Origin of the sequence: Specibacter sp. NPDC057265 (assembly GCF_042668835.1) — a bacterium.
Lineage (GTDB): Bacteria > Actinomycetota > Actinomycetes > Actinomycetales > Micrococcaceae > Specibacter.
The window spans coordinates 135,425-161,277 of the sequence record NZ_JBHUYE010000003.1 but is presented as its reverse complement, the minus strand read 5'-3'; the positions used below and the strand labels follow the sequence as shown (position 1 = coordinate 161,277).

22 protein-coding genes, 1 tRNA gene and 1 riboswitch are annotated in these 25,853 nt (G+C 65.0%); of the genes, 11 read left to right on the top strand and 12 right to left on the bottom strand.

Going from position 1 to position 25,853, the window contains the following annotated elements; genetic code table 11:
* Positions 1 to 54: 54 nt before the first annotated feature.
* Positions 55 to 825 carry a type I methionyl aminopeptidase gene (gene map, locus ACFUCV_RS03875; protein ID WP_380812213.1) on the top strand — a complete coding sequence of 257 codons (771 nt, stop codon included), beginning with the start codon at positions 55 to 57 and terminating at the stop codon, positions 823 to 825.
* Here the strand turns inward: map and ACFUCV_RS03870 are convergent.
* The 3 genes from ACFUCV_RS03870 to speB are packed head-to-tail and all read right to left on the bottom strand — an operon-like array spanning position 822 to position 4,271.
* Positions 822 to 1,463 carry a hypothetical protein gene (locus ACFUCV_RS03870; RefSeq protein ID WP_380812211.1) on the bottom strand — a complete coding sequence of 214 codons (642 nt, stop codon included), beginning with the start codon at positions 1,461 to 1,463 and terminating at the stop codon, positions 822 to 824. The genes map and ACFUCV_RS03870 overlap by 4 nt on opposite strands.
* Positions 1,464 to 1,518: 55 nt before the next feature.
* Positions 1,519 to 3,195, bottom strand: a complete 1,677-nt coding sequence (locus tag ACFUCV_RS03865; RefSeq protein WP_380812209.1) for a thiamine pyrophosphate-binding protein — start codon at positions 3,193 to 3,195, stop codon at positions 1,519 to 1,521.
* Positions 3,192 to 4,271, bottom strand: a complete 1,080-nt coding sequence (speB, locus tag ACFUCV_RS03860) for an agmatinase (protein ID WP_380812207.1) — start codon at positions 4,269 to 4,271, stop codon at positions 3,192 to 3,194. Before speB ends, ACFUCV_RS03865 begins: the two co-directional genes overlap by 4 nt.
* A gap of 285 nt (positions 4,272 to 4,556) precedes the next feature.
* Here speB and ACFUCV_RS03855 point away from each other — a divergent pair, with 285 nt between their 5' ends.
* The gene (locus tag ACFUCV_RS03855; RefSeq protein ID WP_380812205.1) at positions 4,557 to 6,536 is read left to right on the top strand and encodes an amino acid permease; all 1,980 of its coding nucleotides are present in this window, start codon (positions 4,557 to 4,559) and stop codon (positions 6,534 to 6,536) included.
* Between the two features lie 32 nt (positions 6,537 to 6,568).
* On the opposite strand, the gene ACFUCV_RS03850 is transcribed toward ACFUCV_RS03855, so the two are convergent.
* A complete protein-coding gene (locus ACFUCV_RS03850) occupies positions 6,569 to 7,147 on the bottom strand; it encodes a helix-turn-helix domain-containing protein (protein ID WP_380812203.1) in 579 nt (192 codons plus the stop codon).
* A 185-nt stretch (positions 7,148 to 7,332) separates the two neighbouring features.
* Here ACFUCV_RS03850 and ACFUCV_RS03845 point away from each other — a divergent pair, with 185 nt between their 5' ends.
* The 3 genes from ACFUCV_RS03845 (at position 7,333) to ACFUCV_RS03835 (ending at position 10,600) form a co-directional block, all read left to right on the top strand.
* On the top strand, positions 7,333 to 8,823 hold the full coding sequence (locus ACFUCV_RS03845; protein WP_380812365.1) for a sodium:solute symporter: 1,491 nt from the start codon (positions 7,333 to 7,335) through the stop codon (positions 8,821 to 8,823).
* 108 nt (positions 8,824 to 8,931) lie between these two features.
* A riboswitch (SAM riboswitch) is annotated at positions 8,932 to 9,042 on the top strand.
* 12 nt (positions 9,043 to 9,054) lie between these two features.
* Positions 9,055 to 9,366 (top strand): hypothetical protein, encoded by a 312-nt coding sequence (locus tag ACFUCV_RS03840; protein WP_380812201.1) that lies wholly within the window; start codon positions 9,055 to 9,057, stop codon positions 9,364 to 9,366.
* 142 nt (positions 9,367 to 9,508) lie between these two features.
* Positions 9,509 to 10,600 carry a VIT1/CCC1 family protein gene (locus ACFUCV_RS03835; protein ID WP_380812199.1) on the top strand — a complete coding sequence of 364 codons (1,092 nt, stop codon included), beginning with the start codon at positions 9,509 to 9,511 and terminating at the stop codon, positions 10,598 to 10,600.
* 234 nt (positions 10,601 to 10,834) lie between these two features.
* On the opposite strand, the gene sucD is transcribed toward ACFUCV_RS03835, so the two are convergent.
* From sucD to ACFUCV_RS03810, 5 genes are all read right to left on the bottom strand, one after another.
* Entirely contained in the window at positions 10,835 to 11,737 is a 903-nt protein-coding gene (gene sucD / locus ACFUCV_RS03830; RefSeq protein ID WP_380812197.1) for a succinate--CoA ligase subunit alpha, read from the bottom strand.
* 13 nt (positions 11,738 to 11,750) lie between these two features.
* Positions 11,751 to 12,920: an ADP-forming succinate--CoA ligase subunit beta gene (sucC, locus tag ACFUCV_RS03825; RefSeq protein ID WP_380812195.1), complete on the bottom strand. Its 1,170-nt coding sequence runs from the start codon at positions 12,918 to 12,920 to the stop codon at positions 11,751 to 11,753.
* Between the two features lie 166 nt (positions 12,921 to 13,086).
* Positions 13,087 to 13,806 carry a hypothetical protein gene (locus ACFUCV_RS03820; RefSeq protein WP_380812193.1) on the bottom strand — a complete coding sequence of 240 codons (720 nt, stop codon included), beginning with the start codon at positions 13,804 to 13,806 and terminating at the stop codon, positions 13,087 to 13,089.
* A gap of 32 nt (positions 13,807 to 13,838) precedes the next feature.
* A complete protein-coding gene (gene pcrA, locus ACFUCV_RS03815) occupies positions 13,839 to 16,367 on the bottom strand; it encodes a DNA helicase PcrA (protein WP_380812363.1) in 2,529 nt (842 codons plus the stop codon).
* A gap of 78 nt (positions 16,368 to 16,445) precedes the next feature.
* Positions 16,446 to 17,336: an inositol monophosphatase family protein gene (locus ACFUCV_RS03810; RefSeq protein ID WP_380812191.1), complete on the bottom strand. Its 891-nt coding sequence runs from the start codon at positions 17,334 to 17,336 to the stop codon at positions 16,446 to 16,448.
* Between the two features lie 32 nt (positions 17,337 to 17,368).
* Between ACFUCV_RS03810 and ACFUCV_RS03805 the strand changes: the two genes are divergently transcribed.
* The 3 genes from ACFUCV_RS03805 (at position 17,369) to ACFUCV_RS03795 (ending at position 18,532) form a co-directional block, all read left to right on the top strand.
* Positions 17,369 to 18,010, top strand: a complete 642-nt coding sequence (locus ACFUCV_RS03805; RefSeq protein ID WP_380812189.1) for a hypothetical protein — start codon at positions 17,369 to 17,371, stop codon at positions 18,008 to 18,010.
* A 45-nt stretch (positions 18,011 to 18,055) separates the two neighbouring features.
* A tRNA-Arg gene (locus ACFUCV_RS03800) sits at positions 18,056 to 18,127 on the top strand.
* Positions 18,128 to 18,196: 69 nt separating this feature from the next.
* On the top strand, positions 18,197 to 18,532 hold the full coding sequence (locus ACFUCV_RS03795; protein ID WP_380812187.1) for a YnfA family protein: 336 nt from the start codon (positions 18,197 to 18,199) through the stop codon (positions 18,530 to 18,532).
* Between the two features lie 506 nt (positions 18,533 to 19,038).
* Here ACFUCV_RS03795 and ACFUCV_RS03790 read toward each other — a convergent pair.
* From ACFUCV_RS03790 to ACFUCV_RS03780, 3 genes are all read right to left on the bottom strand, one after another.
* Positions 19,039 to 20,925 (bottom strand): HNH endonuclease, encoded by a 1,887-nt coding sequence (locus ACFUCV_RS03790; RefSeq protein WP_380812185.1) that lies wholly within the window; start codon positions 20,923 to 20,925, stop codon positions 19,039 to 19,041.
* Positions 20,926 to 21,305: 380 nt separating this feature from the next.
* Complete coding sequence (locus tag ACFUCV_RS03785; RefSeq protein WP_380812182.1) at positions 21,306 to 23,198, bottom strand: ABC transporter ATP-binding protein; 1,893 nt, start codon at positions 23,196 to 23,198, stop codon at positions 21,306 to 21,308.
* A gap of 240 nt (positions 23,199 to 23,438) precedes the next feature.
* Entirely contained in the window at positions 23,439 to 23,810 is a 372-nt protein-coding gene (locus tag ACFUCV_RS03780; protein ID WP_380812180.1) for a VOC family protein, read from the bottom strand.
* Between the two features lie 58 nt (positions 23,811 to 23,868).
* Between ACFUCV_RS03780 and ACFUCV_RS03775 the strand changes: the two genes are divergently transcribed.
* The 3 genes from ACFUCV_RS03775 to ACFUCV_RS03765 all read left to right on the top strand — a co-directional run bounded on the left by ACFUCV_RS03775 (position 23,869) and on the right by ACFUCV_RS03765 (position 25,851).
* On the top strand, positions 23,869 to 24,294 hold the full coding sequence (locus ACFUCV_RS03775; RefSeq protein WP_380812178.1) for a MarR family winged helix-turn-helix transcriptional regulator: 426 nt from the start codon (positions 23,869 to 23,871) through the stop codon (positions 24,292 to 24,294).
* Positions 24,295 to 24,421: 127 nt separating this feature from the next.
* Positions 24,422 to 24,865 (top strand): ACT domain-containing protein, encoded by a 444-nt coding sequence (locus tag ACFUCV_RS03770; protein WP_380812176.1) that lies wholly within the window; start codon positions 24,422 to 24,424, stop codon positions 24,863 to 24,865.
* A 182-nt stretch (positions 24,866 to 25,047) separates the two neighbouring features.
* Positions 25,048 to 25,851 (top strand): amino acid ABC transporter substrate-binding protein, encoded by an 804-nt coding sequence (locus ACFUCV_RS03765; RefSeq protein WP_380812174.1) that lies wholly within the window; start codon positions 25,048 to 25,050, stop codon positions 25,849 to 25,851.
* Positions 25,852 to 25,853: the final 2 nt, after the last annotated feature.

Here is a 25,853-nt window from a genome sequence, read left to right as displayed (position 1 = left end):
ACATCCGGTAAGGTTATACCGGTACCATCGTTGACTGCCCGAAAGGCCCACGCCGTGATTGAACTCCGTTCCCCCCAAGAGATTGAGCAGATGAAGGCTGCCGGGGAATTCGTTTCCCGCACGCTCGCGGCCCTGAAGGAGCGTGCCGCCGTGGGCGTCAACCTGCTGGAACTCAACGCCCTGGCCCATGACCTCATCCGCGAGCGCGGCGCCACCTCCTGCTACCTGGACTACGCACCGTCCTTTGGCTCCGGACCCTTTGGCCATGTGCTGTGCACCTCGGTCAACGACGCGGTGCTGCACGGCCTGCCCCATGACTACCGGCTGCGGGACGGCGACCTGCTGACGGTTGATTTTGCCGTCGCCGTTGACGGCTGGGTGGCTGATGCCGCCATCAGCTTCGTGGTGGGCACGCCCCGTCCGGAGGACTTGGAACTCATCGAAATCACGGAACGCGCCCTGGCGGCCGGGATTGCCGCCGCCGTGGTGGGCAATAAGACCGGCGACATTTCCTACGCGATCGGCCGCGTGGCAAAGGACGCGGGGTTGAAGGTCAATGTGGAATTTGGCGGCCATGGCGTGGGCAAAACCATGCACGGGGAGCCCTTTGTGGCCAATGACGGCCGCCCGGGCCGCGGTTTTCCCCTGCGCCCTGGACTCGTCATTGCCATTGAGCCGTGGTTCATGCGCGGCACCGACAAACTCACCATGGACCAGGACGGCTGGACCCTGCGCAGCGCCAATGGCAGCCGCACCGCCCACTCCGAGCACACGGTGGCTGTCACCGCCGACGGCCCGCTGGTTTTGACCCGCCCCCGCGACTAGCCGGGAAGGGCCGCCGCCAACACCACCGGGGCCTTTTGCTGCGGCCAGGTGGCCGTAAGTGCGCTGACAGCGGATCCGGCTGCCTCCGGCACCACACCGGCTGTATCCAGCACGCGGTGGATCACCAGATTGACGTCGCCGGCGGGAATCCGCGTCACCGCGTCCATGGTCACCAGCGCCCCCAGGCGCAACTGCGGCAGCCCGGCATGTGATGGCCGGGTGTTGGCCACCTGCGCGGTGAAGGGAAGTATTTCCAGCTGCCCATCCACCTCCCTGCTCTCCACCGCCTGCGGCTTGCCCGCAAGCAGTGCGGCGGCCAGTTCGGCTGCGTAAACGGGATCCCCCGCGGCGTCGTACACCCATCGGCTGCCCAGCACCGAGTGTTCCATGGTGCCCATCAAAAATTCCTCCGCCCCCTCCAGGGGTGCCCCGCGGTAGCTCAGCGGCACCTGGTAGACGCGGTCACCATGACCCACAATGAGGGTTTCCATGCCCACCACGCCGGCCGGATCGTTAAAGCGGAAGGCGCCCAGCCGGCCCAAGGGCACTTCGGCGTCAAACCATGCCTGTTGTGGCAGCCACGCTGCAATGAGTTCCATTTTTGAAGGCCGCAGCTCGGCGGCGTACACCAGTCCCATGCCCCCAGTGTAGGCATGGGACCGGTGCCATGAAACGCACATTTTGGCCCAGGCGCTAGAACTCCAGGTGGGTGGGGCCAAACATTTTCAGCAGCACATCCACCACCACCACATTGGGCCCGTCCGCGGCAAAGCCGGCCCGGAGCGCGTCCGCCACCTCCTCAGGCTTGACCCGCCGGGCCGGGACGCCAAACGACTCCGCCAGTTTCACAAAGTCGGGGCGGGCCAGTTCGGTGTGGGTGGCTTTGCCGAAGGTGTCGATCATGTACTCGCGCAGGATGCCGTAGCCGCCGTCGTCCACGATCAGCCACGTCACGGGTGCATTGTGCTGCTTGGCCGTGGCCAGCTCCGCAATGGAGTACATGGCCGAGCCGTCCCCGGACACCGCCAGCACCCGCGGCGGCCTCGCGGCGCCCTGAAGCCCCAAGGATCCGCCAATGGCGGCCGGGAAGCCGTAGCCCAGCCCGCCGGCGCCTTGGGCTGAGTGGAACTCCCCGTCCCGGGAATCCCAGCAGCTCCAGGCCCAGTAGGCGGAAATGGTCATGTCCCAAAAGGTCTGCATGTCCGCCGGGACGGCCTCACGGATGCCGGCCATAAAGGCCCTCTCCACGGCCAGGTCCTGCCCGTCCAGGCGGGCCTGCACCTTGGCCAGGGTTTCCGCCACCACCGCCTGCGCCGTGGCACCGTGCCAGTTGGCGCCGGGGGAACCGGTGCCGGCCGGACCAAGGGCGGCACCAAGTGCCTCGTCGAGCGCGGTGAGGGCCTGGCCGGCGTCGGCCCTGATGCCCAGGGCCGGACGGTTCGATTCGAGCACCCGCGGCTCGGCGTCAATTTGAATGATGCGCCCGCGCGGCTCCATGGTGAAGTAGTTGCTGGACACCTCGCCCAGGGAGGAGCCGATGACCACCAGCACATCAGCATCCTCAAGCACCTCCGTCACGTGCCGGTCCTCCACCCAGGACTGCAGCGAGAGTTCATGGTTCCACGGGAAGGCGCCATTGCCACCGGGCGTACACACCACCGGGGCGTTGAGCTTCTTTGCAATGGCCAGCAGCTGCGGCTTTGCCAGCCCGCGGCGCACACCGCCGCCTGCCACAATGGCCGGCCGGCGCGCTGCGGCCAGCCACTTCACGGCCTCGCGGACCAGCTCCACCCGGGGCGGATTGTCAAAGGGTTCAGCGAGCGCGTCCTCCACTGCGGGCACGAAAATGGGGTCCAGCAGCACGTTTTGTGGGACCTCCACCCACACGGGCCCCTGCGGGGAGGAGACGGCCTCCGTCCAGGCGTCCTGGATGGCCGAGGGGATGCCGGAGGCGTGCTGGATGAGCCGCTGGCTCTTGGTCACATTGGCGGCCGAGGCCTTTTGGTCATCGAGCTGGTGCAGCATGCCCTTGCGGCGCGCGCCCAGTCCCTCCAGCGGAATCTGGCTGGCCACCACCACCATCGGAACGCCCGTGGCGTAGGCCTCCTGCAGGCCGGCCAGGGCCGTCAAGGCGCCCGGACCCGTGGACAGGAACAGCACGCCCACCTCTCCGGTGGCGCGGGAGTAGCCGTCCGCGGCAAATGCCGAGTTGTTCTCCACGCGGGAGGAGACAAAGTGCAGCGGGGAGCGGCTCAGTGCGTCAAACAGTCCCAGGGCGTGCTGCCCCGGAATGCCGAACACTGTTTTGGCGCCAAGGGCTGTGAGGGTTTCGACGACGAGGTCACCGCCATTGCGCTGGGCGTCACTCACTGGGCACCTGCTTCGGTGCCGGCGGGCTTGAACCCGGCCGGACGGCGTCGTGCATCTGCGTCCAGCGCCTGGGCGGCGTAGCCGTTGGGGGTGCCAAAGCGGTCACCGGGGACAAAGTTGTCCGCCAGCAGGGTGAGCAGTTCGTAGCTGACATGGCTGGCGGCAACGCCGGTGATTTCAGCGTGGTCGTAGGCCGGGGCCACTTCCACGAGGTCTGCGCCCACCAGGTTCATGCCCCGGAAGCCGCGGATGATCTCGATGAGTTCGCGGCTGGTGATGCCGCCGGCTTCGGGGGTGCCGGTTCCGGGGGCATGGGCGGGGTCCAGCACGTCAATGTCCACGGAAATGTACAGGGGGCGGTTGCCGATCCGGTCCCGGATCTTCGCCACCGTCTCCAAAACGCCCTGGTGGTAGACGTCGGCGGCGGTGACGATGCCAAAACCAAAGCGGTGGTCGTCGTCGAGGTCCTTTTTGCCATACAGCGGGCCGCGCGTGCCCACGTGGGAGATGGCTTCGGTGTCCAGGATGCCCTCTTCCACGGCGCGGCGGAACGGGGTGCCGTGGGTGTATTCGGCGCCAAAGTAGCTGTCCCAGGTGTCCAGGTGGGCGTCAAAGTGCAGCATGGCCACCGGTTCCCCGGCACGTTCGGCGGCGGCGCGCAACAGCGGCAGCGCAATGGTGTGGTCCCCGCCAAGGGTCAGCAGCTTCGCGCCCCCGGCTGTCAGGTCCAGGGCATTTTGCTGGATGGTTTCAATGGCTTCATTGATGTTGAAGGGGTTGACGGCCATGTCGCCGGCGTCGGCCACCTGGCAGTTTTCAAAGGGCGAGACATCCCAGGCCGGGTTGTAGGGGCGCAGCAGGCGGCTGGCTTCCCGGACGTGGTTGGCGCCGAAACGGGCGCCGGGACGGTAGGAGACGCCGCTGTCAAAGGGCACCCCCACCACGGCAATGTCGGCCTTGGCCACCTGGTCCAGGCGCGGCAGGCGCGCATAGGTGGCCGCGCCGGAATAACGCGGGATCTGGGCGGAGTCGATCGGCCCAAGGTTGCCATTGGCCTCAATGCGGATTTCTTTCACGGGAACCTCGTTTTCTTCGGGAAGCTTGCACCGGTGCCGCGGATAGAGCTGCGTCACATGGTGCGGTTGTCCCCCATGCTACAAGCCTTGTTGTCTAATGTGAACCAAATGTTTTCCGTGAGGTACCTTCGGCCAAGATCTTCGCTGGTCCGGGCGCCTGCGGCGGGCGAAAAGGCGGGCCCTGAAAACGGGGCGTAAAAGTTTCGTCAAGACCGGGCTGCCGGGCCGTGGGGCGGTGCTAGTCTCGCTGGGCCGGGACAGTCCGGCACCGCTGAGAGGATTCCCGTGACAACCCTGACAAAAGCACCCGCCGGGCCTGGCCGGCCGGCGAAGCTGAAGGGCCGGCGCGCCCTGCGCCACTGGCTTCTGGAGGGGCTGCCCGAAGGCGGCGGGAAGCGCCAGGGTCCCCATGGACGTCCGGGGAAGAACCACAGGCGGCGCCCTTGGTGGCAGGTCATGTGCCTGACGGGGCTGGACTACTTTTCCACGCTGGGCTACCAGCCGGCCATTGCGGCACTGGCGGCCGGCGTGCTGGCTCCGCTGGCAACGGTGGTGTTGGTGTTGGTCACGCTGCTCGGCGCACTGCCCGTGTACAAGCGCGTTGCCCGCGAAAGCCCGCATGGAGCCGGCTCCATTGCCATGCTTGAGCGGCTGCTGCCCCGCTGGTGGGGCAAGTTCTTTGTGCTGGCGCTGCTTGGTTTTGCCGTCACCGATTTCATGATCACCATTACCCTCTCGGGCGCCGATGCCACCGCCCACATCATTGAAAACCCGTTCACGCCCGATTTCCTGCATGGGCACAACGTGGCAATAACCTTGATCCTCGTTGCCGGCCTTGCCGCCGTGTTCCTGCGGGGCTTCAAGGAAGCCATCAACATTGCGGTGGTGCTGGTCGCGGTGTTTTTGTCCCTGAACCTGGTGGTCATTGGCACGGCGCTGGTCCACGTGGCGGCGAACCCGCTCCCCACCGCGGACTGGTGGACTGCCCTCACCACCCAGCACGGCAACCCCCTCACGGCCGTGGCCGTGGCCCTGCTCGTCTTTCCGCGCCTGGCCCTGGGACTCTCCGGCTTTGAGACCGGCGTGGCCGTCATGCCGCAAATCAAAGGGGAACCCCTCGATACGGCCGCACACCCCGCCGGCCGGATCAAGGGCGCCCAGCACCTGCTCACCACGGCAGCTGTCATCATGAGCACCTTCCTCATCACCTCCTCCCTGGCCACCACCATTCTGATTCCCGCCGCGGAGTTCCAGCCAGGCGGATCCGCCAACGGCCGCGCCCTGGCTTTTCTGGCCCATGATCTCCTCGGTGAGGGTTTTGGCACCGTCTACGACGTCAGCACCATCGCCATCTTGTGGTTCGCCGGAGCCAGCGCCATGGCTGGCCTGCTGAATCTGGTCCCGCGTTATCTGCCCCGCTTTGGCATGGCACCACAATGGGCCGGCGCGGTCCGTCCCCTGGTGCTGGTGTTCACCGCCTGCGCCATTGTCATCACCATTGTTTTCAAGGCCGACGTCGACGCCCAGGCCGGCGCCTACGCCACGGGTGTACTGGTCTTGATCACTTCGGCGGCCGTGGCCGTGACACTGTCGGCCAGACGCCAGGGACAAAAATGGCGGGCACTGGGCTTTGGCGCCATCTCGCTGGCTTTTTGCTACACCACCGTCACCAACATTGTTGAGCGGCCCGATGGGATAAGAATCGCGGCATTGTTCATCGTGGCCATTGTGGTGGTCAGCCTGCTCTCCCGCCTGCGCCGGTCCTTTGAGCTGCGTGCCAGCTACGTTCGCCTGGATGAAGCCGCCCTGGCCTTTGTGTCAGCCGTGGACGGCGGCCACATCCGTGTCATTTCCCACGATCCCAAGACCCGCAGCGCCGCCGCCTACCGCCGGAAGCTGGCCCACGCAGCGCAGGTCAACGAGATTGGCCAGCCCTCCGCGGTCCTCTTCATGGAGGTCATCGTGGACGATTCCTCGGACTTTGAAACCGCCTTGGAGGTGCGTGGCATCACCCGGCACGGATTTAGGATTCTGGAGGTTCATTCCTCCAATGTGCCCAACACCATTGCCGCTGTGCTGCTGCACATCCGCGACATCACCGCAGTTGTCCCCCACATTTACTTCAGGTGGACCGAGGGAAACCCCATCACCAATCTTCTGAAGTACCTGTTCGTGGGTGAAGGCGAGATTGCGCCCGTCACCCGGGAGGTGCTGCGCGAGGCCGAACCGGTTTTGACCCGTCGGCCCTGGGTGCATGTGGGCTGAGCGCACCATCCCGGCCGGCTCCCTGCGCCGCCCTAGGCCCCCGAGGCGGCAGGCACCAGGATCCACAGGACCTCCACGGCCTGGGCCGAGCTGTTTTCCCAGCTGTGCGGTTCCCGGCCGGGGAAGGACAGTGTGTCCCCTGCCTTCAAGTCGTAGGATTCCTGCGTCATGTGCAGCGTCAATTCACCGCTGATGATGTGCAGGACGTCCACATCGCAGTCCACGGCGTAAAGTTCAGCCTCGCCCCGGCCAAAGGGTTCAATGACGGCGCCCAGGATTTGCAGGCGGCGCTCGGACCGGGGCGTGAGCAGCCGCTCCACGATCCCTTCGCCGCCAAGGGAAATGCGCGGGCCCTCACCTTTTCGGGTCAGATGGGTTTCCGGCGCGGCGAAAAGTTCCCCGATGGACAACGACAGGACCTGGCAGACAGTCACCAGCGAGGCCACGCTGGGTGAGGTGAGGTCACGCTCGACCCTGCTCAGGAAACCCTTGGTCAAGCCGGTGGCATCGGCCACCTGTTCAATGGTGAGGCGCTGGTTTTGGCGTGCGGCACGGATGCGGGAGCCAATGGCGACGGGGCTGACGCTGGGTTCTACAGGCAATGCTTTCACGGCGGTTCCTCACGTCCCTGACCCACGCGGGCGCTGCGGGATTGACTGTGCTAACGGTCACAGTTTAGCCTAATAGACAACAAATGTTGTTTAGAAGGCAATATTTTTGGGGGATCCTACTACTTCACTCTTTGGAGCATCGCGTGGACTTGAATATTGCCATTGTTGTTTTATACCTGGCGGCCATGCTGGCCTTTGGCTGGTGGGGAAAGTCGCGCACTAAGAACAATAGCGACTTTTTGGTGGCCGGACGGCGGCTGGGACCCTTCCTCTACACCGGAACCATGGCCGCCGTCGTGCTCGGTGGCGCCTCCACCGTGGGCGGCGTGGGGCTGGGCTACAAATTTGGCATCTCCGGCATGTGGCTGGTGGTGGCCATTGGTGTGGGCGTGCTGCTGCTGAGCCTGCTCTTTGCCCCCACCTTGCAAAAGCTGAAGATCTACACGGTCTCGCAAATGCTCAGCCTGCGCTACGGCAAGGAGACCACCAAGGCCTCCAGCATTGTCATGCTGGCCTACACCATTATGATTGCCGCCACCTCCACCGGCGCCTACGCCACCATCTTTGTGGTCCTCTTTGACTGGGAACGCTGGGTGGCCATTGCCGTGGGCGGTGCCATTGTGCTGGTCTATTCCACCATTGGCGGCATGTGGTCCATCACCTTGGCCGACCAGGTCCAGTTCGTCATTAAGACCGTGGGCATTTTCCTGCTCATGCTGCCCTTTACCTTGAACGCCGCCGGCGGCCTGGACGGGGTCCGTTCACGCCTGGAGGAAAGCTTCTTCCAGTGGGACGGCATTGGCGTCAGCACCATCGTGACCTACTTCGTGGTCTACACCCTGGGTCTTTTAATTGGCCAGGACATCTGGCAGCGCGTCTTCACGGCCAAGACCCCTTCCGTGGCCCGTTGGGGCGGCGCCACCGCCGGCATCTACTGTGTCCTCTACGGTGTGGCCGGTGCCTTGATTGGCTTGGCCGCGAAGGTGGCACTGCCCGCCATTGATGTGGCCGGCTTGGGCAAGGACGCCGTGTACGCCGAAGTGGCCACGCAACTGCTGCCCATTGGCATTGGCGGGATCGTCATGGCGGCCGCCGTCGCAGCCATGATGTCCACTGCCTCCGGCGCCCTCATTGCCGCGGCAACGGTGGCCCGCGCCGACGTGGTGCCGTTTGTGGCCAGCTGGTTTGGCAAGTCCATTGACAACTCCGACTCCGACAACCCTGACGAGGACATCAAGGGCAACCGCATGTACGTGCTGGGCCTGGGAATCCTGGTGGTGGCGATTTCCATCCTGGCCACCGACGTGGTCTTCGCCCTGACGGTTGCCTACGACATCCTGGTGGGTGGGCTGCTGGTGGCCATCATTGGCGGGCTGGTGTGGCGCCGGGGCACCGGAGCCGGCGCCGCCTGGTCCATGCTGGCCGGCTGCGCCGTGACGCTGGGATCCCTGGTGATGTACGGCACCGGCATTTGGCACAGCCTGGACCCCCTTAACGACGGCATCTTCGCCAATGAGCCCATCTACTTCGGTCTGGCAGCGTCGCTGCTGGTCTACGTGGTGGTCTCGCTGCTGTCCACGCCCACCCCGGCCCACGTCCGCCAGGGATGGGACGACCGCCTGGCGGCAGCGGCCGCCGACAGCAACCCGGAGCACACCGCCGGCGTTTCACGGTAGTTGGTCCGGCTGGTCGGCACTGCCTGCAATGGTCGACGGCGGGAGCTTGCGTCACATATGACGTAACCTCCCGCCGTCGACCATTTTAAGAAGTATTCTAGGTGGCAGCTTCAAGAGATGCGGCGCCAAGCTCCGACTGGCCGCACACCAACCCCATGCTTCACGGGTGGTTCGGATGAGGAAGCGGCCGGCGGTGACCTCCGCGGGCAAGAGCAAGCAAAGGGTTTTGTCATGCCGTTCCCCCCTGCCGTAAAGTCCGCTGCGTCCACTTTGCCCACCCGCCACCGCCCAGCCAGCGCCGGCGAACCCATAGCGATTCCCGTGCTCCCGGCCGTGGAGGTGCAGTCCGGCGCCGTGACGTTCATGACCCCGGGGAGGTTCCACCAGTACTGGTCGGCGGAAGCCTCCGAACTCAATGCCGCGCTCGATCAAGCAGTGCGGGCAGCGCAGTGGATGCCTCAAATCGGCACCCTGGTGGTGACGGTGGCCCAGACAGGCGTCCGCTCGGGACGACGCATTGGTTTCCGGCTCGCGGCCCGCTAATTTTCGGGCTGATGGGTGAGGCGTCGTGGGGTGACCACGGCACCGCAGGTTCCGGTGTCCCTCAACCTATTTGTGAGGATCACCGGCCAGACATTCCTGCCGGGAAGCGTTACAGTGGTGGCTGACTTTGAGGAGCAGTGCCGTGGCAGAAAGAATTCCCACCCCCACCGAAATCAAGCGGTGGCGCCAGTATCTGGCCGATGAACGGGCCGAAGCGGCTGTCTACCGGGATTTGGCCAGCCGACGCGAGGGTGAGGAACGTGCCATCCTGTTGGCCCTGGCCCAGGCCGAGGGCCGCCATGAACAGCACTGGTTGAAGCTGCTGGGCCCTCATGCCGAACCGCCCTTGCGGGCCTCCACCCGCAACCGGTTTTTGGCCGCGATGGCCCGCCGTTTTGGCTCGGTGTTTGTTTTGGCGTTGGCGCAGCGTTCGGAATCCCGCTCCCCCTATGCCACCGATGCCGATGCCACCGATGCCATGGCGGCGGATGAATCCATTCACGAGGAAGTCATCCGGGGGCTTGCCACCCGCGGTCGCATACGCCTCTCCGGGTCCTTCCGTGCAGCTGTGTTTGGCGCCAATGACGGCTTGGTCAGCAATCTCTCCCTGGTGGTCGGCATGGCCGCCACCGGTGTCTCCAGCCAAGTGGTCCTATTCAGCGGCATTGCCGGCTTGCTGGCCGGGGCACTTTCCATGGGTGCCGGGGAGTTTGTGTCCATGCGCTCCCAGCGTGAACTGTTGGACGCTTCCCAGCCCACCCAAATCACCCTTACGGCCGCCCCTTCACTGGATTTGGCGAACAACGAACTGGTGCTGGTGTACCGGGCCCGCGGCATGTCGCTGGAGGCGGCCGAACACCGTGCCGCCGAAAGGTTGGGCCAGTTCACCTGCGATTGCGATCCGAGCCTGTCCCTGCAGCCGGAGAACTTTGAAAAGGCCGATGAGCATGAATCGCTGGGCACCGCCTGGGGCGCGGCAGCCTCCAGCTTTTGTTTCTTCGCCTCGGGCGCCATCATTCCCATCCTGCCGTTCCTTTTTGGCATGACGGGCATCAATGCCCTGCTGCTCGCCTGCGCGCTGGTGGGAGCAACACTGATGGGAACCGGTGCCGTGGTGGGCCTGCTCTCGGGTGCCTCCCCGTTGGGACGCGGACTGCGGCAATTGGCCATTGGCTTGGGCGCCGCTGCTGCAACGTACCTGCTGGGCCTGGTCTTCGGCACCGTGGTGGGCTAGTTTTCCAGCGGCAGGCCCGCGGCGCGGCTTGGCGCGGGCTGGCGCGGCTTGGCGCGGGCCAATCCGTCGAGACCGACCCAGCGGCTTCGAACCCGACGTGGCGCTGCGGCATACCCGGCAGTGCCGGGTCGGTTTCGGCGAGGGACCCGCAGCGAAGGCGGACCGGCGGCCCCGGCCAAGGCAAGAAGAAGGGCCCCACGGGTATCCGTGGGGCCCTTCCTTAAAGCAACGGCGTTACAGTGCGGCGTATACTTCGCGCAGCAGTGTGGCGGTCTCGGAAGGCGTCTTGCCAACCTTGACACCGGCAGCCTCAAGGGCTTCCTTCTTGGCCTGGGCCGTGCCCGCGGAACCGGAGACGATGGCGCCGGCGTGGCCCATGGTCTTGCCCTCGGGAGCGGTGAAGCCGGCCACGTAGCCAACAACGGGCTTGGTGACGTTGGCCTTGATGTACTCGGCTGCGCGCTCTTCAGCGTCGCCACCAATTTCACCAATCATGACAATGGCCTTCGTCTCCGGATCGGCCTCGAACGCAGCAAGCGCGTCGATGTGCGTGGTGCCGATGACAGGGTCGCCACCAATGCCAATGGCGGTGGAGAAGCCCAGGTCACGCAGCTCGAACATCATCTGGTAGGTCAGGGTGCCGGACTTGGAGACCAAGCCGATGGGGCCCTTGCCGGTGATGTTGTTGGGCGTGATGCCTACAAGCGCTTCGCCGGGGGTGATGATGCCGGGGCAGTTGGGTCCAATGATACGGGTGATCTGGTTCCCGGAAGCATCGACCTTGGACTGGGCCAGGGCCCAGAACTCGGCGGCGTCCTGCACCGGCACGCCTTCAGTGATGACAACCACCAGCGGAACCTGCGCTTCAATGGCTTCCACCACGGCGTCCTTGGTGAAGGCCGGGGGGACGAAGACGATGGAGACGTCTGCGCCGGTCTTTTCCACGGCCTCTGCCACGGTGCCGAACACGGGCAGTTCGACGGCGCCGTGCACAACCGTGGTGCCGGCCTTGCGTGCGTTCACGCCGCCCACCACCTGGGTGCCGGCCTTGAGCATCAGGGCGGTGTGCTTGGTGCCTTCGCCGCCGGTGATGCCCTGGACGATGACCTTGGAGTCCTTAGTCAAAAAGATAGACATAGTTTCTAAACCTCTACTTTGCTGCGTGGGCGAGCTCGGCAGCCTTGTCGGCGCCCTCGTCCATCGTGGCGGCCAGGGTGACCAACGGGTGGTTGGCATCGTTGAGAATGCGGCGGCCTTCTTCAACATTGTTGCCGTCGAGGCGGACGACCAGCGGCTTGTTGGCAGCTGAGCCCAGCTCGGCCAGTGCACCGACAATGCCCTTGGCGACAGCGTCACAGGCGGTGATGCCACCGAAGACGTTGACGAAGACGCTCTTGACCTGGGGGTCGTTGAGGATGACGTCCAAACCGGCGGCCATGACCTCGGCGGATGCTCCACCACCAATGTCCAGGAAGTTGGCGGGCTTGACGCCGCCGTGGTTTTCGCCTGCGTAGGCCACAACGTCCAGTGTGGACATGACCAGGCCGGCACCGTTGCCAATGACGCCCACTTCGCCGTCGAGCTTGACGTAGTTCAAGTCCGCGGCCTTGGCCTTGGCCTCCAAGGGGTCGGCCGCTGCTGCATCTTCGAGCTTGAGGTGGTGCGGGTGGCGGAAGTCGGCGTTCTCATCCAGGGAGACCTTGCCGTCCAGGGCGACGATGTCGCCGGCGCCGGTGCGTACCAGCGGGTTGACCTCCACCAGGGTGGCATCTTCTTTAACGAAGACGTCCCACAACTTGATGATGGTGGCGGCGACCTTGGGGGCCAGCTCGGCGTTGAAGCCTGCGGCGGCGACGATTTCGTCAGCCTTGGCCGCATCGATGCCAACGGCCGGATCCACAGCCACACGGGCCAGGGCCTCGGGGCGCTCAACGGCCAGTTCCTCAATTTCCATGCCGCCTTCCACCGAGCACATGGCCAGGTAGTTGCGGTTGGCGCGGTCCAGCAGCACGGAGAAGTAGAACTCCTCGGCAATGTCGGCGCCGGCGGCGATCATGACCGTGTTCACGGTGTGGCCCTTGATGTCCATGCCCAGGATGTCCGAGGCGTAAGTGAACGCTTCATCAGCGGTCTTGGCAACCTTCACGCCGCCGGCCTTGCCGCGGCCACCGACCTTCACCTGTGCTTTGACGACTGTGACGCCGCCAATCTTCTCGGCTGCTGCCTTTGCTTCTTCAGGGGTGTGCGCCACGATGCCGGCCAACACGGGAACGCCGTGAGCCTCAAACATGTCGCGCGCCTGGTATTCAAACAGGTCCACGGATTGGTGTCCTTCTACGTCGAAGTAGTGATGATCAGGAGCGTCAGCCCCTTTTTTACACATTACCGCCTTGGCGTGGAAGCACATATTTGAATAATGCACCACAGTGCTCAACAGTTATTCGGCTCACAGAGCGGTGGCTTGGACGCACAGATGCGTTGCGCAGCTACCCGGCGGGGGCCGCCGTCGCCGCCGGGGCAAAAAGTTCATAGCTTTGCGCATCCACAAAGAAGCCGACGCCGGCGGCCAGATTGGCGCACGCGACGCCGTCGTCCATGGCCCCGCACCGGTAGCCTTGGCCGTCCATGGCCTGGCCCGGCGAGAGCACCGGCAGCTCGGCCAGTTCCTCGCTGACGGTGCCGCGGGGGCCGAAGGCCGCTTCTATGGCCGTCACTCCGGCCCGGCAGCCGCCGTAGCTTGCCTTGTCCGGGGCCAGCAACACGGTGCCGCCGAGGTAGCCAATGTTGGTGCCGGCGCAGTTCCCGTCGCGGTCCTTTTCCTGCACCGGCGGATAGTTCACCATTTGGCAGTTCACCACCGGGATGATGGGCGCGGCGGCATTGGCGCTGTCGGTGTAGTTGTTCGGTTCCCAGGGCTGGTTCAGATGTCCGGCCCGCGAGGAAGTGAAGACGCAGGCAGTGTTGCGCGAGTCCGTCACGAACTGCTGCAGCGTCTGGCCGATGGCGTCCTCGCTTGGCTGCGCCACCGGCATGGCCTTGAGCCGCTGCACATAGCTCAAGCTTTGCTCCGGTGGCTGCACCGCCGACGGTTCCGTGGGGGCCACGGGCATGGAAATGCAGCCGCTCAGCGCCAGGACGGCCGCCGCCCCCACGGCGCCCCAAGCCGCCACCGGACGTGCCGGCAGGGTGCGTTTGTTAAAAATCATGCCACCAGCTTGCCCCCTGGCGGCCCGTGGGCTCAACCATCCTCCTTCACCAGCGGCGCGTAGCGCAGCAGCAGGCGCTTCTCGCCAATCTCAAAGCGCACCTTGGCCACTGCCTTGTCCCCGGCGCCGGTCACTTCCAGCACCGTGCCGGTGCCAAAGCTGGTGTGGTTCACCTTGTCCCCCACCTTGACGGAGATGACCTCCTTTTGCGGCTGCACCCGCCCGGCCGCAGTGCGGGCGGAGATGCTGGGCGGCAGCATTCCTGCATCCGCGCCGCCCACGGCCGAACCCGCACCCCAGGAGGAGCCTGAGTAGCGGCTGGTGCCGAAGTTCCCCGTCACAGGCGCCGTCCGGGCAGCTCCTTCGCGCTTCCACGCAATGAGCTCGGCTGGGATTTCGTCGATGAACTGGCTTGCCGGGTTGTACTGGCTTTGCCCCCACATGCTGCGCACCTCGGAGCGCGTGAGGTACAGCCGCTTCCGGGCACGCGTCAACCCTACATAGGCCAACCGCCGCTCTTCGGCGAGTTCCTGGGGATCCGTGGCGGAACGGGCATGCGGGAACAGGCCATGCTCCATGCCGGTCAGGAACACCACCGGGAATTCCAGCCCCTTGGCCGTGTGCAGCGTCATGAGTGTCACCACTCCCAGCCGCTTGGCTTCGGCGACGGCGGCGGCTGCCTCGGCTTCGGAGCCTCCCGGCGCGTCCGGGATTTGGTCCGCGTCCGCCACAAGGGAGACCTGTTCCAGGAACTCCCCCAGCGTCCCTTCCGGGTTTTCCTGCCCAAATTCACGCACGACGGCGAGCAGTTCCGCCAGGTTCTCCACGCGTGACTCGTCCTGGGGGTCGGTGGAGGAACGCAGGGTGGCCAGGTAGCCGCTTTGCTCCAGCACGGCTTCCAGCGCGGTGGCGGGGGTGGCGCTGGCGGCCACTTCGGTCAGGTCCCCCATCATTTTGGCGAAGGCGTTGACCGCGTTGAGGGAGCGCGAGGCCAGCCCGGGCGCTTCCTGTGCCCGGGCCAGGGCGGCCCAGAAGGAAATCCGTTCCCGCTGCGCCAAGGCCGCAATGGCACCTTCGGCCCGGTCCCCAATGCCGCGCTTGGGTTCGTTGAGTATCCGGCGCAGGTTGACGTCGTCGTCCGGATTGACCAGGGCACGCAGGTACGCCAGCACGTCCTTGATTTCCTTGCGCTCATAAAAGCGCGTGCCGCCCACCACGCGGTAGGGCAGGCCCACGCGGACCAGGATGTCCTCAATGGCACGGGACTGGGCGTTGGTGCGGTAGAAGATCGCCATGTCGCCGGGGCGCAGATCGCCCTCGTCCTGCAGCCGGTCAATTTCCTTGGCAATGAACCGGGCTTCCTCATGCTCTGATTCGGCCACGTAGCCGACAATCTTTTCACCGTCGCCCTCAGCCGTCCACAGGCGCTTCTCACGGCGGTTGGGGTTGCGGGAAATGACCGCGTTGGCGGCGCTCAGGATGTTTTGCGTGGAACGGTAGTTTTGCTCCAGCTTGATCGTGGCCGCGTTCGCGTAGTCCTGCTCAAACTCCACAATGTTGCGGATGTCCGCGCCACGGAAGGCGTAAATGGACTGGTCGGAATCGCCCACCACCGTCAGCTGCGCCGGCTCAATGCCGCCGGCCCCGCCCACAATCTCACGCACCAGCGCGTACTGGGCGTGGTTGGTGTCCTGGTATTCATCCACCAGCACGTGGCGGAAGCGGCGCCGGTAGTATTCGGCCACTCCGGGGAAGGCCCGGAACATGTACACGGTTTGGGCAATGAGGTCATCAAAGTCCATGGCGTTGGCTTGGCGCAGCCGCTGCGTGTAACCCTTGTACACCTCGGCCACGGCTGCGGCAAAGGGGTCGTTGAAATCGGTGTTCATGGAGTTTTCATCGTCGTCAATGAGCTCGTTTTTTAGCGCCGAGATCTTATGCATGATGGATTTGGGGGTGAACTTTTTGGCATCCAGGTCCAGGCTCTTGGCCACCAGCGTGATCAGGCGCAGGGAATCGGCGGAGTCATAGATGGAGAAGTTGGAGTTCAGGCCAATGTTTTTGGCCTCCCGGCGCAGGATCCGCACGCAGGAGGAGTGGAAGGTGGAAATCCACATGCTCTTGGCGGCTTCGCCAATGAGCGCCGCAATGCGCTCGCGCATTTCCGCCGCGGCCTTGTTGGTGAAGGTGATGGCCAGGATCTGGCCCGGATGCGCCTGCCCCGTGGCCAGCAGGTAGGCAATGCGGTGGCTGAGCACGCGGGTTTTGCCCGAGCCGGCGCCGGCCACAATGAGCAGCGGCGGGCCGGTGTGCACCACTGCCGCCTCCTGCTGTGGATTCATTCCCTCCAGCAGCGCCGCCGGGTCGGGCCAGCGCCGCAGCGGATCCCGTTCACCGGGGTCCGGCACGGCACCAAAGGCGGGGCTGCCCTGCGGCCCGCCGGCACCGAATTCGGGCGCGTCGGCGCCGGGATCGTCCTGCTCGAACGGTTGCCAAGCAGGCAATCCAGCGCCTGGACTGAGTGTCACTTTGGGCTTTGGGGGGTAAGGGTCAAACAACATATCCATGGTGGAATCCAGTGTAGTTCGCCCCGCTGACAATCCCCTGACGGCCCTGTGCACAAGACCTGCGGGCGGACGCTAGGGCGCCAACTCCCCTGCCCGCAGGGCTGCGGTGAGCTGGGCCACCGCCGCATGCGGTCCCGCCACAAACCAATCAAGTCCATTGACGCGTTCGACGGCGGTGTCCCCGCCCGCAGCGACAACCAGCCCCTTGCCGGGAAGCCAGTCCCACGACGGGCAGCTGTGCTGGAACCATGCACCCAGTTCGCCCTGGGCCACCCGGGCCAAATCACAGGAACCGGAGCCCATCATGCGCAGGGTCGCGGGCAGCTGCGCCGCCTGCTGCCACGGCACGGCCGCAGCAGGCCGGCCCAGCCAGGTGGGATGCAGGTAGGTCCCGGCGGAGAGCTGCCCCAATTGGTCCTGGCCCGCCACACGGATTGTCTGGCCGTTGAGCGTGGCTGCATGTTCGGTGCCGCCCAGCCACAGCTTGTCCTCCTCCGGCTGGTACACGGCGCCGAGGAGGACCTCCACACCAGCGGGCACATCCGGCGTCGCACCCTCAGGCACGGCCGCGGATCCCGGCGCGGGGCCCACCCCAGCCACGAGCTCAGGCGCGCGCACGAGGGCAATCGCCACGCACCAGTAGGTGGACCCGCTGGCAAAATTGAAGGTGCCGTCCACGGGGTCGATCACCCAGCACCGTCCGGAGGTGCCCAGATGGGCGGCGCCCTCCTCACCTACAATGGAATCGTGGGGCCGGGCGGCACGCAGGGCAGTAAAGATGTGGGATTCGGCGGCAAAGTCCGCTGCCGTGGCAAAGTCGGACGCCCCGCTCTTGACCTGGCTTCCCGCACGCAGCTTCACCAGGCCCCCGGCCCGGATGGTCCGGGCCGCTTCCCCTGCACTGCGCAGAATACTGGCCGCCAATTCACCGTCGTTGGGCGCTGGTGCGTTAAAAGTTGCCATAGTGGAAGCCTAAACTAGGCGATAATGGGGCCATGGCCAAAACCCCAGCACAACGCGCCGCCAAGCACGGCGAAGCAGCAACTCCCCCCATTGCCGCTGCAGGCAGCCCGCAACGGACACCGCAAAAGGCGCAAAGCAATGCGAACCTGCTGCTCATTGCCGGTTCCGTGGCGGCACTGTTCCTGTTCTGGTACTTCCACCTGCTGACCCTGAACCAGATGAGCGGCATTTCCGGCGGGTTGGCCATGCCCGACTCCATGGTTCTGGGTTTTGACGTGGCCCATGTGGAGACGCTGCGGGCAGCCATGGACGACGACGCCCTGGGCCAGCTGCAGTTTGTGCACAAGACCGCCGGCATGCTGTTCCCCCTGGTTTTTGCCCTGATTTCCATGACGGTCATTGCCATGAACGTGGCCAAGCGGGCCATCCGACGCATGCTGTGGATCATCCCGATCGTCTTCGCGGCCATACAGTTGTGGGCCAATGTTGCCATTGACAACATGCTCGGTGCCGACGTGCTCGACGCCGGATCCGTCACCCTGGCATCCACCCTGGTGGTGCTCAGCTGGCTGTTTTTGGTCCTGAGCCTGGTGGCTATGGGCGTGTCGCTGTTCCTGGGCCGCAGGCGCAGGCACACGTCTCCCGCCGACGCCGGCCGTGGCCCCGCGGCCTGATCCGTTTTTTGCTTGCTTCCCACTTCCGCTAGGCTGGGGGGGCGCGCCTCTGTAGTCCAATGGATAAGACAGCCCTCTCCTAAAGGGCAGATCCGGGTTCGATCCCCGGCGGGGGCACTTTTCATGCCCGCTCCCAGGTGCCGACTGACAGCTGGGCAGGCTGGCCCGCTCGGGCACAATGGGTGCATGGGCATCATAAAAATCATCATTCTCTTTGTGCTGGCCGCGGCGGCCGAGATCGGTGGCGCCTGGCTGGTGTGGCAGGCGGTGCGCGAAGACAAGACCTGGTGGTGGGCGGCACTGGGCGTGGTGGCCCTGGGCGCCTATGGCTTCATTGCATCCCTGCAGGCCGACGCCAATTTTGGCCGCGTCCTGGCGGCCTACGGCGGCGTGTTCATTGCCGGGTCCCTGGTGTGGGGCATGATCTTCGACAAATTCAGCCCCGACCGCTGGGACATCATGGGCGCGCTGGTGGCCCTGGCCGGGGTCAGCATCATCATGTTTGCCCCGCGGGGGGCTTGAAGCCGGGCCCATATTCCGTGTGGCTGCAGCACCGCCAGCACTATACGGCCTTGACTGGCGACGTGCCGGTTTGCACTCCTTCAATGTGAGCCGCCGCTGGCCCTTGGGGTCTGCTTGCTCCCCGTTCAGCACTCGGTCGGTTGTGGATAGCCCACCATCACTTCTTCCAGCTGTGTCCCCAAGATCAAAAAGTGCGTCTGCGGTCCTGATTTTCTTTGATGCCCGTACCTTGAGGGCCTTGGCAGCGGGCGGCACATGATGGGGATCTTCCAGATATGAAACACCAGTCTTTCCCTACAGGAATGGTTGGTGTTTTAGCCGGTCCTTGCGGATCGGGATTTGCCAGCCGCCCAAAATCAGCCGCCTACGAAACGATCTCCTCGAACCTCTCGATCAACCGTCTGCGCGAAGTCCTGGCCATCGGCTGACGCACCGAGGGGCTGAGGTCAATCAACAGGACGCCGGCCGCTGGGGAACCGCCGTGCCGGAGCTGCTGCCGGCGTTTTTCAGCATCGGCGCTGCGCGTTGCGGTTGGCGTGTCTGCGTTCGGTGCCTGAGAGTGGGGGTGCGGTGGTGATGTAGCGGTGGCCGGTGGGGGTTGTGATCCGTGTTTCCGGGTGACCGTTCCCCGCCCCGGGGTCCCTTTCGAAGGACCACCCGGGGGCTTCCTTGGCCAGGTTGCACGCCGTGCACAGCCCTTGGCCGTTGGTGCTGGTGGTCGGGCCACCGGCTGCGTAGGACTTGATGTGGTCGTATTCCCTGATCGGAGCGTCACAGTATGGGCTTTGACAACGCTGGTCCCGGATCCGCAGGAATTCCTTGAGCCCTTCAGGGAACAGGCGGGCCCTGGAATCCATCGCCAAAAGGGCGTTGGTTTCCGGGTGGGTGAAAAGCCGCTTCAGCCAGACCCGCCCTGGACGGGCACCCCCGCGGCCGCCGGGGCCCGGTGCCCCGTCACCGAGGATCATGTCCCGCGCCAGGGGCGCCGGGAGGGCCTCGTAACCGACCAAAACTGCAGGCTCATTGCCATTGCCGAACAGGGCCCTGTCGGTCATGACCAGTTCCAGTGCCACCTCCGGCTGCCCCACCGCGGTGCACCACGGCTCCCGCACACCACCCACCACGGCAACGGGGGCAGGCGGGGCAAACGATGCCCTGCTGACCGCCCCACCCGGCGCGTCGCCGGTCCGGGCGGCGGGACCCGCCGGGGATCCGCGGTGGTCTGTCAACGTCCCGGCGCCCTCGTCGCAGGGTGCGTGGTGGATCAGGCGGTGCATCAACGCATCCGCCATGACCTGGCCTTTGCCCCGCCCGTCACCGGCGGCGCGGGCACTGGCGGCGACCTTGGTGAGCGTGTTCAGGATCCGCACCCCCTGCTTCAAAGGAATCAACGCGGTCAAAAAAGTCATTCCGTCCGCGGCCGGACGCAGGGAAACATAACGGTCCCCCGCCGCTTTCTGGTGGCGCTTGATGAACGACTCCGGATCCAGGGCGTAGGACGCTTTCCGCACCGAAGCCCTGAGCTCCCCCGTACCCCTGGACTCAATATTCGAGGCCGGGCCGCACATGTCTTCATCGACGCGGGCACGGTCCGTGCGGGAAAGGAAAACCGTTTCAGCGGCCATGACCGTGGCCCGGTACTCGCTGAGCCGGCCCTCGGAGAAGGCCTGCATGCTGCACGGCATCTCCCGCACCAGCACCTCGGACAATTCACACAACTGACGTCCCCGGTGCGGTGATTCACACCGGGCCAACGCAAGCTGCTGCGCAATGCCCTGCCCAAGCTTCCGGTGGGGGACCCCGTCCCGGGCCTGGACGAGCCGCTGTTGGGCCACAAACAATGCCTGCACCTGGGCTTGGGCCGCGGCCATCGCGTTCTTCGCCTTTTCAAGGACGCCCACCACATCAATCAACGCCGAAGCGGACAGGGCCTCCACTGCGGCGGCATCAAAACCACACCCCGCTGGGATCCCGCCCAACGCCATGGCCACGGCCGTTGCCTGGACGGCGAGTTCTTCGGCCTTCCCGGCCTCCTTTCGCGCCCTGCCGGCACGTTCCCGCATTGACAAGAGCCGCTCCGCAGCGTGCTGCTCCCCCACTGCGGCGGCAAAATCACCCTCCGCAACCTCTGCCCCCTCCCTGGCCCGGCCCGCAAGCTCATGGGCCAAAGCAGCATCCAACTGCGCCAATAGGGAAGGATCAAAAAACGCCATGCCGCTCTCCACGACAGCCGAGCCAAGCATCGCCAGTGAGCCGCACTTCTCCATCACCACGGCCCCGGCATTACCGACGACCTTCCCGGCGGTACCGGCATCACTGGGGGCGTACCCGGCGCCGGGCCCGTCAGCCAGAAGACCGGGACCAGCGCCTTCAACAAGCCCATCCCAGGACATGGGGGCCGCTTCCGGCCCGGCCGACGTAAAAAGCTCTGGAACCACCACCGCCACCACCACCTCTGCCGGGAGCCCGGTCTGCAGCCAAACTCCAACGAACGGAAAACAACGCACACTAAACATTCCGTTCGATGTACGTCTATTTTCCTAGTACTTCCATTCTAATTAACAGCGGTGACGTTGGTAATGGAAAAAGGAAAACCCGATAAATCTGTTGACGGACGCAGCCACGGCCGTGCCTGTGGAGGAAACAACGAGCCGAAACCCCGGCCGGGACCACATTCCAGGCCAAGATCGCCCAAACAAGGGACGCAGCACAGCCGCACCCACCACAACCATCTTGAGAACAGCCCTCCGCGCCCAAGGTAACGGCTTTGGAGTCAACCGTTCCCGGCGTCGGTCACGGCCTCCACAGCCTGGGCGAACTGCGTCTGGTGCAGCTCGGCGTAGCGTCCCGAACGGGCCATGAGTTCATCGTGGGTGCCACGTTCCACAATGCGCCCGGCTTCCAGCACCAGGATCATGTCGGCTGATCGGATGGTGGAGAGCCGGTGGGCAATCACCAACGCCGTCCGTCCCTCCAGCGCCTCGGTCAGCGCCGCCTGCACGGCCGCCTCATTGGTGGAATCCAAAGCGGCTGTGGCCTCGTCCAAAATCACCACCGCCGGCTGCACCAGCAGCAGGCGGGCAATGGTGAGGCGCTGGCGCTCGCCGCCGGAGAGCCGGTAGCCGCGCTCCCCCACCACCGTGTCCAGACCGTCGGGCAGGGCCTGGGCAAAGGCCTCCAGCCGGGCGCGGTGCAGCACATCCCAAATTTCGGCATCGGTGGCGTCGGGCTTGGCCAGCTGCAGATTGGAGCGGATGCTTTCGTGGAAGAGGTGCCCGTCCTGGGTCACCATGCCCACGCCGGCGCGCAGCCCGTCAAAGGACAGCTCACGCACATCCACCCCGCCCAGCAGCACACTGCCTGAGTCCACGTCGTACAGCCGCGACAGCAGCTGGGCAATCGTGGACTTGCCCGCGCCGGAGGAGCCCACCAGGGCCACTGTCTGGCCCGGTTCGGCGCGGAAGGAAATGCCATGCAGCACATCCTCTCCACCGCGGGAATCCAGCACCGCCACATCCTCCAGGGACGCCAATGACACCCGCTCGGCCGAGGGATAGCCAAAGCGCACGTTCCGGAATTCCACACCCAGGGGTCCCCTGGGGAGTTCGGCCGGCTGCGGCTTTTCCTCAATGAGCGGCTTGAGGTCAAGGATTTCAAAGACCCTGTCAAAGCTCACCAGCGCGCTCATGACGTCCACGCGGGCATTGGCCAAGGCTGTGAGGGGCGCATAGAGGCGAGTCAACAGCAGGGCCAGCACCACGACGTCGCCCGCGTTCAGATTGCCGCTGATGGCCAGGGAACCACCCAGCCCGTACACCAGCGCCAAAGCCAGGGAGGAGACCAGCATGAGCGCGGTGAAGAACACGAACTGCATGATGGCCGTGCGCACGCCAATGTCGCGCACACGGTTGGCACGGGCGGCGAACTCGCGGGACTCATCGGCCGGCCGGCCAAAAAGCTTGACCAAGGTGGCGCCGGGGGCCGAGAAACGCTCGGTCATTTGCGTGCTCATGTCCGCGTTGAGATTTGCCGCCTCCCGCCGCAGCCCTGCCAGCCGGGCACCGAAGCGGCGGGCCGGCAACAGGAAGATGGGCAGCAGCACCAGGGCCAGCAACGTCACCAACCAGGAAGTGTTGAGCATGACTATCAGCGTCAGAATCAGCTGTACCGAGTTGGAGACAATGCCGGAGAGGGTGCCGGAGAAGGCCTGTTGGGCGCCAATGACGTCATTGTTCAGCCGGCTGACCAGCGCGCCGGTGCGGGTGCGGGTAAAGAAGGCGATGGGCATCCGCTGCACGTGATCAAATACGGCTGTGCGGAGGTCCAAAATGACGCCCTCGCCCAGGTTTGCCGAAATCCAGCGGATCACCAACGACAGCCCGGCGTCGAGCACCGCCACTATGGCAATGAGCACGGCCAGGCGCACCACCACATCCAGCGCCGTCTGCGCCACAATGGCATCCACCACCTGGCCGGCCAGGACCGGGGTGGCCACGGCGAGCGCGGCGGAAATGACTGAAAGGACCACAAAGATCAACAGCTTGCGGCTGTAGGGCTTGGCGAACGCGATGGTTCGCCGCAGCGTGTCCTTGGAAATGCCGCCATTGGACTTGTCGTTGCGCATGGTGCTCCACAGGGAACTCCAAGCCGCGCCTTCCATGCTCATGCGTGGGCTCCTCGGGTTTCGTCAGTGGGCAAGCCACCAGCTTAACCCGCTGCGCGGGTCCATAAATTCCCCGGCCGGTGGTTCCACCCGGCAGTGGTTCCACCCGGCAGGTGCCCGCCGGATGGAACCACCATGCAGGTCCAGCTGCCGCATCAATTGTTGCCAGCACCGCAGCCATGCACCACAGGCCCTTGTTCTGGCGGCCTTTCGTTGTGCCGGCGCACGTTCCCTGCGGCAAACTCAGCCGCGGGTGGCGCGGTCGTGGATGGTCACCGCGTATCCGTCCGGATCCTGGAAGGTGAACGTGACGCCAAAGGGGCCTTCAAAAGGTTCCCGAAGGATGGTTGTCCCGGCTTCCACCAGGGTGCCGTGGAGGGCCGTGGCGTGGGGGTCATGGAGCCACAGTGCCACGCCCAAACCTGGCTGGCCCGCATCCAGATCCACTCCCGGTTCGGGATCGCGGACCGCGAACGTGGGCTGGGTGTCAAAGACCACCGCATGCGGCGGCGAGAAGGGTGCCCGGGACAGTCCCACGGTGTTCTCGTAAAAGTCGGCGGCCTTGCCAAGGTCGCGTACCTGCAGGGCGATGAAATCGGGGCCGGTGATGGTCATGAAGGGTCTCCTTGTATGTCAGTTTTCTTACATGGCAAGGCTATGTCAGAATTCTTACATGAGCAAACGGGAACAGCAGGTCGGATATTTGGTGAAACAGCTGCAATCGTTGCTGCGCCTGAACATGGAGAAGGCCCTTATCCCCCACACCCTTACGGTGTCCCAGTACTCCTGCCTTCACCATTTGCGCAGCGAACCGGGCATCTCCGCGGCGGAATTGGCCCGGGCAATTTTCATGACACGGCAATCCATGAACACCCTGCTGCAGCAATTGCTGGACCGCGGCCTGGTTGCACGCCCCGCCCGCCCGGATTCCGGCCGTGCCCTGCCAACCCGGCTCACGGCAAAGGGCGTCAAACTGCTCGAGGCAGCCCAGGCCGGGGTGGACGAGGTGGAACAGCGGATGCTCGCGGGCCTGGACCCCGCCGGACTGAGCGCCCTCAGCCAGGGACTCAATGCCTGCGTTCGGGCCCTGGGCGGCTGAGCCGGCGCCCGCAGCAGCCATGGTGTTCACCGGGTGCCTGCCGGGGCGTTGTCTGCCATACTTGGCAGGCGATCAATGTGGCGCCATCCATGGGCGCCTTCCGCGACCCTGAAGTGAAGTTCCCACGATGAAAACCTCCCTAAATGATGCGGCGTCCGCGATCAACCTTCAGCTGCTGCCGGAACGACTGAGCATCTACCGCTTCGAGCCGTCTTTTCCCGTGGCGGAGCTGCCCCGTTTCACAGGCGTGTGGTCCATCACCCGCACCCGGCGCGAACTTTCCGTGGTGGCGCCCGAAGGCAGCTGCCCTGGCGCGGACCACGAGGACCCCGGGTGGCGGTGCCTCTACCTTGCAGGCCCCATCCCGTTTAATCTCACCGGCGTGGTTTCCGGACTCACCTCGGTGATCGCCGCCCAGGGCCTGCCGGTGTTTGTGCTGTCAACCTTTGACAGTGACCTGCTCCTTCTGCGCGGCGACTCCCTGAACCAGTCCCTGCAGGCACTGGACCGGCACGGCCATGTGGTCCATCTCGAGGAACTGCCCGCCGCCAGGCGGCAACCGGACAACTGAGGCGGCAACCGGGCAGCTGAGACGGCATCGCCGCCCTGGTCAATGCGTAACAGAAGGGAATATTCATCCCCGTCCCCTTCGTTCCCAGTGGTACCGTCCACAGGACACCCCGCACCACCCCCGTACCGGAACGACCGGCAGCCCACACCCGCTGCTGCTCCACCAGCAAAGGAACACTTATTATGAATCGTCGCAGCTTTGGACTTGTTGGCCTCCTCGCAGCAGCATCGTTGGCCCTCGCAGCGTGCGGCGGTTCAAGTGACACGGCTGCAGGCGGTGACACTTCCCTGAGCGGGATTCAGGATGCCGGGGAAATCATCTTCGCCACGGAGGGCACGTACAAGCCCTTTAGTTTCCACGAGGGCGGGGCCGGGGACTTGACCGGGTACGACGTCGAGGTTGCCAAAGCCGTCGCCGGGAAGCTGGGCGTTGAAGCGAAGTTTGAGGAAACGCAGTTCGACTCGATCTTTGCCGGATTGGAGGCCGGGCGCTTTGACGCCATTGCCAACCAAATCACCGTAAACCCCACACGCCAGGAAAAGTATGAACTCTCCACCCCCTACACCGTCTCCCAGGGCGTCATAGTGACCCTGGACGGGAACAATGACATCTCCTCCTTTGCCGAGTTGAAGGGCAAAACCACAGCCCAGTCCCTGACCAGCAACTGGTACACGCTGGCCACCGAAAGCGGTGCACAGGTCGAAGCCGTGGAAGGTTGGGCCCAGGGCGTCTCCCTGTTGAAGGATGGACGGGTGGACGCCATTGTCAATGACAAGCTCACTTTCCTGGACTATGAGGTCACCAACCCTGATTCGGGCCTGAAGATTGCCGCCACCACCGAGGAGTCCTCCGACTCCGCCCTGGTGTTCAGCAAGGGTGCCACCGCCCTGAAGGAGGCGGTCGACACGGCATTGGCGGAACTGTCCAGCGACGGCACCTTGGCCGGACTCAGTGAAAAGTACTTCGGCCAAGACGTCAGCAAGTAGTC

What these genes read in the sequence shown, in the direction of transcription:
- ACFUCV_RS03870 (WP_380812211.1), bottom strand. Translation starts at nt 1,463, where the DNA reads ATGGGACTGGTGTACGCCGCCGAGCTGCGGCCTTCAAAAATGGAACTC.
- ACFUCV_RS03845 (WP_380812365.1), top strand. Translation starts at nt 7,333, where the DNA reads ATGCTGGCCTTTGGCTGGTGGGGAAAGTCGCGCACTAAGAACAATAGC.
- ACFUCV_RS03840 (WP_380812201.1), top strand. Translation starts at nt 9,055, where the DNA reads ATGCCGTTCCCCCCTGCCGTAAAGTCCGCTGCGTCCACTTTGCCCACC.
- sucD (WP_380812197.1), bottom strand. Translation starts at nt 11,737, where the DNA reads ATGTCTATCTTTTTGACTAAGGACTCCAAGGTCATCGTCCAGGGCATC.
- ACFUCV_RS03820 (WP_380812193.1), bottom strand. Translation starts at nt 13,806, where the DNA reads ATGATTTTTAACAAACGCACCCTGCCGGCACGTCCGGTGGCGGCTTGG.
- pcrA (WP_380812363.1), bottom strand. Translation starts at nt 16,367, where the DNA reads ATGTTGTTTGACCCTTACCCCCCAAAGCCCAAAGTGACACTCAGTCCA.
- ACFUCV_RS03810 (WP_380812191.1), bottom strand. Translation starts at nt 17,336, where the DNA reads ATGGCAACTTTTAACGCACCAGCGCCCAACGACGGTGAATTGGCGGCC.
- ACFUCV_RS03805 (WP_380812189.1), top strand. Translation starts at nt 17,369, where the DNA reads ATGGCCAAAACCCCAGCACAACGCGCCGCCAAGCACGGCGAAGCAGCA.
- ACFUCV_RS03795 (WP_380812187.1), top strand. Translation starts at nt 18,197, where the DNA reads ATGGGCATCATAAAAATCATCATTCTCTTTGTGCTGGCCGCGGCGGCC.
- ACFUCV_RS03790 (WP_380812185.1), bottom strand. Translation starts at nt 20,925, where the DNA reads ATGTCCTGGGATGGGCTTGTTGAAGGCGCTGGTCCCGGTCTTCTGGCT.
- ACFUCV_RS03785 (WP_380812182.1), bottom strand. Translation starts at nt 23,198, where the DNA reads ATGAGCATGGAAGGCGCGGCTTGGAGTTCCCTGTGGAGCACCATGCGC.
- ACFUCV_RS03780 (WP_380812180.1), bottom strand. Translation starts at nt 23,810, where the DNA reads ATGACCATCACCGGCCCCGATTTCATCGCCCTGCAGGTACGCGACCTT.
- ACFUCV_RS03775 (WP_380812178.1), top strand. Translation starts at nt 23,869, where the DNA reads ATGAGCAAACGGGAACAGCAGGTCGGATATTTGGTGAAACAGCTGCAA.
- ACFUCV_RS03770 (WP_380812176.1), top strand. Translation starts at nt 24,422, where the DNA reads ATGAAAACCTCCCTAAATGATGCGGCGTCCGCGATCAACCTTCAGCTG.
- ACFUCV_RS03765 (WP_380812174.1), top strand. Translation starts at nt 25,048, where the DNA reads ATGAATCGTCGCAGCTTTGGACTTGTTGGCCTCCTCGCAGCAGCATCG.